This window comes from Paenibacillus sp. RS8, assembly GCF_041956825.1.
Classification (GTDB): domain Bacteria; phylum Bacillota; class Bacilli; order Paenibacillales; family Paenibacillaceae; genus Paenibacillus_AQ.
Window position 1 is genome coordinate 4,526,832 of sequence record NZ_CP168131.1, and the last position, 12,775, is coordinate 4,539,606.

Genomic DNA, 12,775 nt, shown 5'->3' on the forward strand with positions numbered 1-12,775 from the left:
CAATCTGTTAATTACGTAGTTGGCAAAATTATAGTATGGGGGAGATAATCCATGAATCGTACCATCATCGTCACCGACAGCACATCTGATATCCCGCCAGCAATGGCGGAAACGTATGGCATTGAGGTCGTCCCTTTGACCTTAATGTTCGGCGAAGAGGCTTTCCGGGACAATCTGGATATGACTCCGGAGCAGTTCTATGAGCGCCTTCCCCGCTCGTCACAGTTGCCGACTACTTCTCAACCTTCACCGGTTGAATACATGAATGTGTACCGTGATATTCTGGTACGTTATCCGGGAAGTCCTATTCTTTCGTTTCATATTTCTTCAGGACTGAGCGGTACGTACCAATCTGCACTTTTAGCTAAATCGATGTTGGAGGAAGAGGGAGAAGGAATCACAGTGGTTGATTCTCTCTCCGCTTCTTATGGTTTTGGATTTATGGTGGTGGAAGCCGCCAGATTGGCTGCAGAGGACAAGAGTCCAGAAGAGATTCTTGAAGCTGTAGAGAGTTTACGCCAATCGCGCAAGCTTTACTTCTTGGTAGATACACTTGAATATTTACAAAAAGGCGGGAGAATTGGAAAAGCCTCGGCCATTCTGGGAACGCTTCTTAATATTAAACCGATCCTGTCTATTGATGCAGAAGGAATAATTTATGCAGTGGAGAAAGTTAGAGGCCGTAAGAAAGCAATTGCCCGTATGATTGAACTGTTCAAGAAGGATATTCAAGGCGTAGACAAAATCAATGTGGCCGTGGGTCATACGGCTGAACCGGCTTCCGGTGAAGAGTTCTTGCAAGAACTGTCAGGACACTTCACATTAGAAGAGAAAGTGCTGACGAACGTTGGCCCTGTCGTGGGTAGCCATGTCGGAAACGGTACGTTAGCTGTATTCATTTGGCCTGCAAAATGAGGGATGGATATGACACTGTCATTAAATCAAATTGAAGTAAAAAACATAACTGGCGTGAGTGCTCAAAAGCAAAGCGAGCTTCACGCCTTTGGCGTCTTTACGGTAAAGGATTTATTAGAATATTATCCGTTCCGTTACGAGGATTATCGACCACGATCGCTGAGTGAAACCAAACATGGGGATAAAGTGACTACAGAGGCTAAAGTGATCGGTATCCCTGTGCTGCAGCGTTTTGGAGGCAAATCACGACTAAGTTGTAAAATGGTTGCGGAGCCTTGGATGTTCACTGCAACATGGTTTAATCGTCATTACGTGCGAGAGCAGCTTACTGTGGGGAGAGAAATTGTACTCACAGGTAAATGGGACCAGAAGCGAAATCAAATTACAGTGACGGATTATGAATTCCCCGATCGCGGGGAAGGGAAGACAGGAACACTGCAGCCTGTTTATTCTGTCGGTGGCAAGATAACGCAGTCTTGGATCCGGAAAAGTATTAATCAGGCACTTCAGCAATATGGAGATCTAATTCCCGAAATACTACCGCATTCTATTATGCGGCAATATGATTTTATGCCCCGTAAACGGGCGATTGCTACCATTCATAGGCCAGAGGACACACGTGAAGGCCAGCAGGGACGCCGCAGGATGGTGTATGAGGAGTTATTTCTGTTCCAGTTGAAGATGCAGGCATTCCGGGTACTCAATCGCGGTAGGATGGATGGTGTAGTTCATACTGTGGATAACGCAACCGTTCGTCAGTTTGTTCGCAGCTTACCTTTTGAGCTTACAGATGCTCAGAAACGTGTGGAGCTGGAGATTTTACATGACCTGCGATCGCCATATTGTATGAATCGTCTGCTACAAGGTGATGTGGGTTCTGGTAAAACGGTGCTAGCGGCCGTGGCGCTTTTTGCTACCGTACGATCCGGTTTTCAGGGGGCGCTTATGGTGCCTACTGAGATATTAGCGGAGCAGCATATGCGCTCTCTCACAAAGATGTTTGAGCCGTTTGGAATTACGGTTGGGCTCTTGACAGGTAGTGTAACTGGACGGAAACGTAAAGAATTGCTAGCTTCTCTACAAATGGGGATGCTCGATATCGTTGTAGGTACGCATGCTTTGATTCAGGAGGATGTATTTTTCCGTGATCTGGGTCTCGTAGTAACGGACGAGCAGCATCGGTTTGGTGTAAACCAGAGAGGTGTATTGCGGCGTAAAGGATATAATCCGGACGTACTTACGATGACTGCAACGCCTATTCCGCGTACACTTGCGATCTCAGTTTTTGGAGATATGGATGTTTCTACTCTATCGGAAAGACCGAAAGGCCGAGTGCCAATAACCAGTTATTGGGTCAAGCATGATCTCATGGATCGTGTCTTGAATCTGATTAAGCGTGAAATAGAGCTGGGACGCCAAGCTTATCTAATCTGTCCGCTCATTGAAGAATCGGAAAAACTGGATGTGCAAAATGCAATTGATTTGCATATTCAGATGAGCCAAGCTTTTCCTAACTATAAAGTTGGTCTCTTGCATGGGAAAATGTCTCCTGCTGAAAAAGATGAAGTGATGAGAGCATTCTATAACAATGAATTGCAGCTCCTAGTGTCTACAACAGTTGTAGAGGTGGGCGTAGACGTCCCTAATGCCACGCTGATGATTATTATGGATGCAGACCGGTTCGGATTATCTCAGCTACACCAGCTGCGTGGACGGGTTGGTAGAGGGCAGCATGCCTCTTATTGCGTACTGGTAGCTGATCCGAAATCTGAAATCGGGCGTGAACGAATGACTGCGATGACCGATACAGATGATGGATTTGAGATTTCTCGGAGAGATTTGGAGCTGCGAGGTCCTGGTGACTTTTTTGGAACTAAGCAGAGTGGATTACCAGAGTTCCGCCTTGCGGATATGACGGCTGATTTTGAAGTGCTGGAGCAGGCGCGTGATGATGTGGCTGAACTGCTTAAGGATGAGAAGTTCTGGACATCTCCTGAATATGCTCCGCTACGGCTTTATTTACAAGGTGAGCAAATATTCCAAGGGGAATTAATTGACTAAGTAGGCACATCTAGCACCTCAGCCTCATATACTGTGAAAGATTGGATATGACGGGAGGTGCTACACTTGGGTTATCAACAATTCGGAATTAGCCCTCAGCTCGTGGAACGCATCAAGCTGAAGATGAAAAATTCGACTGTCAAAGATCGTATCAAAAATATGATTAACGGCATCTCGAAACAGGAGTTACAGGACCCGGCGGTTGTCCGCAGGCTGGTACGGAATGCGTCAGGTGTACTGAGCGAGAAATTGACCTCGACGCAGGAAGACCAAATTGTGAAATTTATAATCGCTCAGAAAATTGATCCGAACAACACCTTCCATTTGATCCGTTTGTGGGGAATGTTCCGTTAGGAAAGTCACTAACGAGTATAGGGTGGATTTGAGGTTGATCCCCAGCTTACTAAAGGAGGAGAAGCTGTCTCAAAAGTAGTGAATGCTACTTATGGGCAGTTTCTTTTTTTGCTGCTAAAGTCTTGAGAGTAATTAGGGAAAAGCTCCCTGAAATTAGCCGATAATTGCTCAAAATGAATTAAATCAGGGAATTTCTCCCTATAAATCGGAGTAATATCTATAAATATCACCAAATTAGGTGAATTATAGGGAGGAATTCCCTAATTATTGATCTGGTGAGCAATAATGGCTGAATTATAGGGAGATTTTCCCTAATTGTATATGAGAACCCGATCCGGTATCCAACCCAGCCTAAAACATAAAAAGAAGCGCTTCTCAGGTTATTGGGAAGCGCTTCTTCACTTACGCGGCTCTTAGAATAATAAAGGCTGTCTTCGAACAAAGAAGATAAACTTATCGAATAGCACTATATGTTATTAGTGCTGGTTAACCTGTCTTTGATCAACAGTAGCTGATTTGAACACAATTTGGCTGTCGGGATCACAATCAAGGACGATCGTCCGCAGCTGATGTTCTTCCATTCTGTTGATCAGACAGAATAATGTACTAAACTCTCCATTTTCCCCTGAGCCTTCAGCAAGCCCAACTTCTCGACCTAGTGAAGCTTCGAGCGCTTCTTGGATATCCATACAACGACTGCTGGTAATCCATGCAGCGCGAGAAGCGGATAACCCTCGGAGTGAGAATCTCACACCTTCGAAGGCTAATAAGTAAGCCAGAATGGAGTACATTGCTTGCTCCCAGCCAAATAAGGTGCCTGCAATAAGCAAGATAGCACAGTTCAGAATCATGATGACGATTTCGGTTGACTTTGGCGGTCCGCCGCTCAGAAGTGAATATCCTTGGTCACTGGCATGTTTGTTCAAACCACCGAATCGGACAGATATTCCGATACCAAGCCCTAAACAGATCCCGCCTGCCATTGCAGCAGGTAAAGGATCGCTAATGACTGCAGGAAAACGGTGAAGAGCAAGTGAAGCAATGGTCAAGCAAGTTAATCCTAGAACGGTATACAGCGCAAAGCGAACATTCACTTGCTTTCGAGACATAAATATAAAAGGGAGATTGAATAGAAACAGAAACAATCCAAGCCGCATTTCAGTGGTATGAGCGAATAATGCTGATAAACCTGTGATTCCTCCAACCACAAGCCCATGTGGTATAAGAAATAACTCTAATCCTACAGCGGCAAGTAGTGCTCCCGCAATAACAGTGAGAACTCGTAATATAGAATTGTTACGTAGCTGTTGATGTTGCTTTGTCTTGATTTTCAATTTTTTCCCTCCTTTAACAGGGGAAACAACTTTATTCATGTTTGCATGCTACGACAGTCTTTTTGGACATTTTTGCAGCATATCGTTTCTCGAATTTGAATATTATATCCAATATTTTATTATCCATTTAGATTCCTTCGTTAGAAGGGGTCCGAAGATAAAGGATGAAGCACGCGGGCTGAGACCGGCACTGCGCCCGGCTAACACGCCTGCGACAAAGTTCCTGATTAGTGTAACAATGACTGCTGCGAGAGAGAAACAGAGCGCCTCAATACCCAAGGTGAGTGGATCTATTGTCAGTCCGAAGCTAAAGAAGAAGATAGCCCCAGAGAAATCACAATAAATGTAGTCGTGTAATATTCACGAAATGAGAAGTGAATTTTAGCACGTACAGCCGCAGTCGAAGCATGAATTTATAAATTACCGGACGAAATATAATTGAAAGTAAAGGGAGCATTGCGGTTAATGCTATGGAGCGCTGTCCCCACTGTTCAATTATTTTGATAGCTCCAATTTGTGGAATGATTTTGGGAGCTGTCCGCACAGGAGGTATAGATTTGCGTTCATAGTGTTCAATTTCGGGAGTTGTATGTTCTTGTTTTGTAGTCGTTAAGCTTCCAGACCAAGTGATTGGAAATGAGGAAATCAAACCCAAAACCAAAAAGATCCGAAGAAGCCAAAGTAAGAACATACGCGCTATATATTGCACTAAAATAAAACCTCCCAACTGCATATAGTATAAAAAGCATAACATACCTTTTTACATGAATCCAAATTTTTTGTGAAAAATCTTCTTTAAAAGGTAAAGAAAATAAGAAACTGACGGGGATAATTGAAGTAATTTGCAGTAAATATATCTTTTATTATCAAGTTTAAGTCAGCAGGGATAAATTTGAGCAAATCGCGCGATTTTAACGGTTTTTTCTAGCGCAGTCCTATATGATCATTCTATTCGAAAAATGCATCGATTTGTGAGCAGCGACCAGTTATTTTGTTACGTTCCAGTTTGATGATGGCAATCGTTTGGAGCTACATGTAATAGAGCTTGAAGTCTGAACAACCGAATTTCTAAAAATGTACATAACGTTCTAGAATCACCATGCCTTTTTTGGGTAAGACTCATATGAGAGGTTTTACCAGAATCTCAATCCCGGAAGGAGGCAATGGTCTTGAATTCAAATGAAACAAAATCGCAGGGTCAGGTTCCTTTTCATACACTGAGCGAGGAAGAAGTGCTCAAAAGGCTGGAAACTCGGAAAGATGGCTTGTCTTCCGGTGAAGCCGCTAAACTTCAGGAGAAGTATGGGAAGAACGTACTTCAAGAGGCAAAGACCAAATCACTGTTAGGAAAATTTATTGAGCAATTTAAAAATGTCATGATCTTTATTTTGCTCGTGGCAGCTGTATTGTCTGGGATTTTGGGAGAATGGACAGATACAATCATTATTTTGTTAGTAGTAGTCCTGAATGCGGTGCTTGGCGTTATTCAGGAAAATAAAGCAGAGCAAGCTTTAGATGCCCTAAAAAGTATGTCCTCTCCGCATGCCAGGGTGCGGCGTGGAGGTCAGGTCTCTGAGATTAAAAGTGAAGACCTCGTGCCAGGGGATATCGTATTACTGGAAGCTGGAAACGTGGTTCCGGCAGATATTAGGCTGTTAGAAGCTGCTTCTTTGAAAACAGAGGAGGCCGCATTAACCGGAGAATCATTACCTTCAGAAAAAAAGGTAGGTGTGCTTGAGGGAAGCGATATTGTTATCGGGGATCGTACCAATATGGCTTATATGAGCAGTAATGTAACTTACGGTAGAGCGGTTGGTGTAGTCACATCTACAGGAATGCAGACTGAAGTCGGCAGGATCGCCGGATTTATCTCGGAAGAAGAGAATGATGTCACACCGCTGCAAAAGAAACTGGACGAACTAGGAAAATATTTTACTTTTATTATTCTTGGTGTTTGTGTAGTCATCTTTGCCGTCGGCATATTTGAGGGTAGAGAACTGCTGGATATGCTTCTCACCTCAATCTCACTTGCAGTAGCGGCGATTCCTGAAGGGCTGCCAGCCATTGTTACCATTATCTTAGCACTCGGAGTGCAGCGGATGGCTAAACGTAAAGCGATCATTCGCAAGCTCCCCGCTGTAGAGACGCTTGGAAGCACCGAAATTATATGCTCTGACAAGACCGGTACATTGACACTGAACAAGATGACTGTCGAAAAAGTGCATGTCAATGGAACTACGAAAGAAGCTGCAGAAGGGCTTGAGGGGACGCCAGGCGGCGAACTTCTGCTTCAGGCCATGACGCTTTGTAATGATTCCAGTATTGACGAAGGGAAGTCTCCTAAGGATTCTGGAGGGAATGAAGGAGCCAAGGACCCGCAAACCAAGAGTGGTAAAGCGATTATTGGCGATCCCACGGAAACTGCATTAGTGGACTACGCACTCAGTATTGGTACTGACAAAAGGGATTTAGAAAAGAAATTCCCGCGTAAAAACGAACTGCCATTTGACTCCGATCGCAAGTTGATGACGACGATTCATGAAGTTGAAAATGGGCGTTATCGTGTACTAACGAAAGGTGCTCCAGATGTACTTTTATCCAAATGCAGCCATATCTTTGTGGATGGAGAAATCGTCCCTTTTAAAGAGGAACATTCACGACAAATCATGGAAAGTAATAAAATGCTTGCGAACGATGCACTCCGGGTTTTGGCATTTGCTTACAGAGATGAAGAGCAGCTACCGTCCAATATCTCACCGGATACTACAGAGAAAGAACTAGTATTTATCGGTTTAGTCGGTATGATTGATCCGCCGCGTGAGGAAGTGCGGGATGCGGTAGCCATCTGTAGAAAAGCAGGGATAAGACCTGTAATGATTACAGGAGATCATCGAGATACAGCAGCGGCCATAGCCAAAAGATTAGGGATTATCGAAGATGAAACAGGTGTATTAACTGGTAGTGAGCTGGATAAATTTAGTGAAGAGGAATTTGCTGAGAAAGTCACTGATTATTCGGTTTATGCACGGGTATCTCCTGAACATAAAGTCCGGATTGTGAAGGCGTGGAGAAAAAAAGGAAAGATTGTTGCCATGACTGGTGATGGAGTGAATGATGCTCCTGCGCTTAAGTCATCAGATATCGGTGTGGGAATGGGAATCACGGGAACAGATGTGGCTAAGGGCGTCTCCGACATGGTGCTCGCAGATGATAACTTCACGACCATAGTTGTTGCTGTTGAAGAAGGACGGAAAGTATATAGCAATATCCGTAAGGCAATCCAGTTCCTGCTCTCCGCCAATCTTGGTGAGGTTCTTACGCTATTCATTGCGACAATGATCGGTTGGCGTATTCTCGAGCCGATTCATATCCTGTGGATTAATCTTGTTACTGACACCCTACCTGCGCTTGCCCTAGGGCTTGAAAAAGCGGGGGACGATCTGATGTCAAAAAAACCACGAAAAGCCAGCAGCAGTATCTTTGCTGGTGGTGTGGGAATCGGGATCATCTACCAGGGTATATTAGAGGCTGCGCTTACACTGTTCGTGTACCAATGGGCACATACGCATTACAATGAGGGAATTGCGGTTACAATGGCATTCGCCACATTAGGATTACTGCAAATTTCTCATGCGTTTAACGTCAGATCCAATACGAAATCGCTGTTTCAGATTGGCTGGTTCAGCAACCGGTATATGCTGTGGGCATCACTGATCTCTACATTAATGTTGGTGCTGGTAATCATCATCCCTGGACTGAATGATTGGTTTGGTGTCTCGCATTTAAGCGGATCACAGTGGGGAATCGTAGTTGCTGCAGCATTGGCGATTATATTGATCGTAGAGCTTGTAAAACTGTTTGTACGTTTAAGCGGTAGAGGCAAGAACTGGGACTAAAAATTCCACTTTTTGTTGCAACAAAAAAAGCCTGAACCCTCCAGAACGGAGGATTCAGGCTTTCTCAATATGTGGCCTTTTGGCTGTAAATGTGGATTACAGAATGCGCTGCATATGCAGGATTACGTTGCTCCAATACCCTGAGTCGAGCTCACTGATCTGAACCCCGGGATCTCCCCATGTGTGAATGAATTTCCCATCCCCAATGTAAATACCGACATGTCCAGGGATAGCGTCACTTTCAAAGCGACCTGGGACAGTGAAGAAGATCAGATCGCCCACATCTAGTGCACTGCGTTGAACGCGATTACCTAAATTATCTTGATCCTTGGCTAGGCGTGGTAAGTTTACTCCGAATTTTTTGAATACATGCCTTGTAAAAGAAGAGCAATCAAATTTCTTGGTTTCTTCATAAGGTCCGGTGCCGAATTCATAAGGCACACCCAAGAATTTTTTGGCAAAAGAAACTAATTCCTTCTTGTCAGCTTCAGAAATACTTTGGATGCGAATGGGTTTAGATCCATTCTTTGTTTTAGCAGATGGTGATTTTATAATACTTTCATGATCGGTCGGTGTGGCGATGTTGATTTCCCCAGACTGTGGATTCCAACCCACTTCTGTTTGAAGAAATTTAGATAATGCTAAAGGTGTGATATAGATTTGTCCTTCTTGTCGTCTAGGTGCCTGAGGTAGCGTGATTTTTTCACCTAAGGAGAAGACCTGAGTAGAGCCAGGACGTAGCATATACATAACATCACTGTAGCCAATCTTGGTGTATCCTCCATGAGTAGCATCATCTTTCATTCGATATCCGAGTGAAGCAATTGCAGGTTTGAGTGGAATCCAGTACTTTCCTTGAGCATCTGTGATGGAGGACTTTTCATAATAACTAGAGGCTTGCATGCCATCAGGTGTTACAGCGTTTATCTTGGGTTTTTGTGATTGTGATGAGTAACTACACGCAGTACTTGATAAAACAACAGCAAGCAATACAGTAGCAGTGGACAGTATTTTTTTGTGGTTACCAGGCATATGACACGCTCCATATTCAAACTGTAGGTTAAGTTTGTGCAGGGGACTTTTTTTTATGTAATGCGGCTCAAGGCAATCACTGTAAGACACAACCAAGTCCTTCCTATATTGGTGAGTAATGCGCTATAAAATTTGTAATCTATGGAAGTTGGATAAGTGATTGACGGATAAACAACCTCCATATAATATAGGTTTAATAGATTTCTATCATTATTGTGAGGTACGTGTAAGCTTATGCTTTAATGCTTTTATCGATAAAAGTGATAATGCTGAGTCGCTCACTTTGATGCACGCGTTAATAATCTAATGAAATGGGGTACTTTAATGAAAAAGAGAAACATTTTGGCGGGTTTAAGCTTATGCTTCATGCTGGTAGCTGCTGGCTGTGGTAACAATAATGCTGCAGTAGACTCAGGCAATGCAACAAACACCGGAAATAAGTCAACAAATGCTGGAACCGCAGATTCTAAAACTTACAAAATCGCAATTTCGCAATATGTAGAACATCCGTCACTTGATGCTACACGCGAAGGAATTCTCGCTGCTTTGAAGGATGCAGGACTTGTTGAAGGAGAGAACTTGAAGGTTGATCTTGAGAATGCTCAAGCTGACCAAGCGAATAACTTGTCAATTGCTCAAAAGATTGCCGCAGACACGAATGATTTGGTATTGGCGATTGCGACACCTTCCGCTCAATCCGTTGTTCAAGCGCTTAGCAAATCAAGTAAGGATACTCCGATTCTGTTCGCAGCGGTGACTGATCCTATCGATGCAAAAATCGTTACTGATCTTGAGCATCCTGGTGGCAATGTCTCTGGTGTATCTGATACGAATCCTGAAGCTATCAATAGATTAATGCAATTCATCGCTACTCAATTTCCTAATGTGAAGAAGCTCGGCATTGTTATCAATGAAGGTGAACCGAATGCTGTAATTATGGCGGATATTGCCAAGAAAGAGCTGGATAAACATGGTATTGAACTTGTGAAGGCAGCTATCACGAATACTTCTGAAGTTAAGCAAGCTGCTGAGTCACTTGCTGGTCGTGTAGATGCATTCTACATCACTTTGGATAACACTGTAGTGAGTGCTGTGGATACCATTATTCAAACGGCTAATGATAAGAAAATTCCGTTCTTCTCCAGTGATCGAGATACCGTTGAAAAAGGCGCATTTGCTACCGTGGGCTTCAAATACTTCGATCATGGTTACCAAGTTGGACAAATGGCAGTGGATATTCTGAAAAATGGTAAAAAACCAGGAGATATGAAGGTTACAATGCAAGAAAAACTAGATCTTATCCTAAACCTCAAAGCTGCTGCTGCACAAGGCATAGAAGTAACAGATGCAATGAAAGCAGAAGTAGCCGATCAAGCTAACAATATTATTCAATAAGACATTATATTGGGGCGATTCCGTAAGGACGCCCCTTGCCGCTTGAAGGAGGAAAACTTCTATGTATGATTCAATGCTTGGGGCCGTGGAAATGGGTCTGCTTTACGCATTTATGGCTTTAGGGGTATATATTACTTTTCGCATTTTGGATTTTCCTGATTTGACTGTGGATGGTAGCTTTACTACAGGCGGTGCCATTGCCGCTGTTATGATTACTAATGGCTATGCACCGTGGTTGGCCACACTCGCTGCTATTGCTGGTGGGATGTTGGCAGGAATGTGTACGGGTCTACTACATACGAAAGGCAAGATTAATGGATTGTTATCCGGGATTCTAATGATGATTGCACTTTATTCCATTAATTTGCGAATATTTGGCGGTAAGCCTAACTGGTCACTTATGGGTGATACTACGTTGTTCTCGTCCATTAATCCACTTCTTGTTCTTCCTTTTGTTGTTTTATTTGTGAAAATCCTAATGGATTTATTCTTGCGTACAGATCTTGGGCTTGCTTTGAGGGCTACCGGAGATAATGCAAGAATGATCCGCAGTCTGGGTGTAAACACGGATAATACAACCATTCTCGGTGTCAGTCTATCTAATGGAATGGTGGCACTCTCGGGTGCGCTGATTACTCAGTATTCTACTTTTGCGGATTCCTCAATGGGCATAGGGATGATTGTTATCGGCTTAGCTTCGGTAATCATAGGTGAAGCTATTTTCGGGGCTGGAAATGTGTTCCGTGCAACTTTGGCAGTTGTTCTGGGATCTATTGTTTACCGAATCGTAGTTGCACTTGCTTTGTATGTTCCTTGGTTGAGACCTTCGGATCTTAAACTGATCACAGCAATTATCGTTATTTTCGCACTTGTATTCCCATCGATTCAGCGTTTCTTGAAGCAGAAGAATTTAGCGCGCAAGCGTTCAGTGGAATTAGCTGAACAAGCGCTTAGCAGCAAGAGAGGAGGCACTATCGATGCTTAAGCTTGATAACGTATCTAAGCTGTTCAATCCTGGCACTCCGGATGAGAAGATTGCGCTGCTCGGTATTGATTTGGAGCTTCGCCCCGGCGATTTTGTCACCATTATTGGCAGCAACGGCGCAGGTAAATCTACACTGATGAATATCATTTCTGGTGTAATGAAGCCGGATCTCGGTTCAGTTAGCATTGAAGGGAATTCTATAAGCCATTTAGCAGAGTATCAGCGCAGTCGCTGGATCGGACGGGTCTTCCAGGACCCTATGGCAGGTACGGCTCCACGGATGACGATTGAAGAGAATTTAGCGATGGCATATAAAAGAGGAAAGAACAGAGGATTATCCTTCGGTGTAAATACAGTGAGACGGGCGAAGTTTCGCGAGGAGTTAAGCCGGCTCGGGATCGGATTGGAAAACCGTCTACGGGCTAAGGTGGGGTTATTATCTGGCGGGGAAAGACAAGCGCTGAGTTTGCTAATGGCAACCTTCACCCAACCGCAGATTTTGCTACTAGATGAACATACAGCTGCACTTGATCCGTCACGTGCGGAGCTGATAACTAAACTGACAGAGTCAATCGTCCGCGAGATGAAGCTGACTACACTTATGGTTACCCATAACATGGAGCAGGCAATTCGCCTTGGGAATCGTCTTATCATGATGGATAAGGGACGTATTATCCTTGATATTGACGAAACACGCAAACAGGATCTTACGGTAGAACGCTTACTGGGAGAATTTGAGGCCATCAGTGGTCATAAACTGGCAGATGATCGAATGGTGCTTGGTTAGTCTTTTGTAAATGTGA

9 protein-coding genes and 1 pseudogene are annotated in these 12,775 nt (G+C 43.8%); 7 read left to right on the forward strand and 3 right to left on the reverse strand.

The features are described 5' to 3' along the window. The first annotated feature begins 51 nt into the window (after positions 1–51). From ACDZ28_RS21365 to ACDZ28_RS21375, 3 genes are all read left to right on the forward strand, one after another. Positions 52–915 carry a DegV family protein gene (locus ACDZ28_RS21365; RefSeq protein ID WP_042126899.1) on the forward strand — a complete coding sequence of 288 codons (864 nt, stop codon included), beginning with the start codon at positions 52–54 and terminating at the stop codon, positions 913–915. A 9-nt stretch (positions 916–924) separates the two neighbouring features. Beyond that, a complete protein-coding gene (recG, locus tag ACDZ28_RS21370) occupies positions 925–2,976 on the forward strand; it encodes an ATP-dependent DNA helicase RecG (protein ID WP_042126901.1) in 2,052 nt (683 codons plus the stop codon). Positions 2,977–3,042: 66 nt separating this feature from the next. Next, on the forward strand, positions 3,043–3,330 hold the full coding sequence (locus tag ACDZ28_RS21375) for a stage VI sporulation protein F (protein ID WP_042126904.1): 288 nt from the start codon (positions 3,043–3,045) through the stop codon (positions 3,328–3,330). Positions 3,331–3,806: 476 nt separating this feature from the next. On the opposite strand, the gene ACDZ28_RS21380 is transcribed toward ACDZ28_RS21375, so the two are convergent. Continuing rightward, the gene (locus ACDZ28_RS21380; protein WP_339290672.1) at positions 3,807–4,664 is read right to left on the reverse strand and encodes a YitT family protein; all 858 of its coding nucleotides are present in this window, start codon (positions 4,662–4,664) and stop codon (positions 3,807–3,809) included. 102 nt (positions 4,665–4,766) lie between these two features. Next, positions 4,767–5,000: pseudogene (locus ACDZ28_RS21385) on the reverse strand (cation/H(+) antiporter); the annotation flags it as partial. 833 nt (positions 5,001–5,833) lie between these two features. On the opposite strand from ACDZ28_RS21385, the gene ACDZ28_RS21390 reads away from it, so the two are divergent. Further along, on the forward strand, positions 5,834–8,560 hold the full coding sequence (locus ACDZ28_RS21390; protein ID WP_375102706.1) for a calcium-translocating P-type ATPase, SERCA-type: 2,727 nt from the start codon (positions 5,834–5,836) through the stop codon (positions 8,558–8,560). A gap of 96 nt (positions 8,561–8,656) precedes the next feature. Here the strand turns inward: ACDZ28_RS21390 and ACDZ28_RS21395 are convergent, their stop codons facing one another. After that, on the reverse strand, positions 8,657–9,592 hold the full coding sequence (locus ACDZ28_RS21395; RefSeq protein WP_042126914.1) for a C40 family peptidase: 936 nt from the start codon (positions 9,590–9,592) through the stop codon (positions 8,657–8,659). A 324-nt stretch (positions 9,593–9,916) separates the two neighbouring features. On the opposite strand from ACDZ28_RS21395, the gene ACDZ28_RS21400 reads away from it, so the two are divergent. From ACDZ28_RS21400 to ACDZ28_RS21410, 3 genes are all read left to right on the forward strand, one after another. Continuing rightward, a complete protein-coding gene (locus tag ACDZ28_RS21400; protein WP_042126915.1) occupies positions 9,917–10,987 on the forward strand; it encodes an ABC transporter substrate-binding protein in 1,071 nt (356 codons plus the stop codon). A gap of 61 nt (positions 10,988–11,048) precedes the next feature. Next, positions 11,049–11,972, forward strand: a complete 924-nt coding sequence (locus ACDZ28_RS21405) for an ABC transporter permease (RefSeq protein WP_042126916.1) — start codon at positions 11,049–11,051, stop codon at positions 11,970–11,972. Continuing rightward, positions 11,965–12,759 (forward strand): ABC transporter ATP-binding protein, encoded by a 795-nt coding sequence (locus ACDZ28_RS21410; RefSeq protein WP_042126919.1) that lies wholly within the window; start codon positions 11,965–11,967, stop codon positions 12,757–12,759. Before ACDZ28_RS21405 ends, ACDZ28_RS21410 begins: the two co-directional genes overlap by 8 nt. Positions 12,760–12,775: the final 16 nt, after the last annotated feature.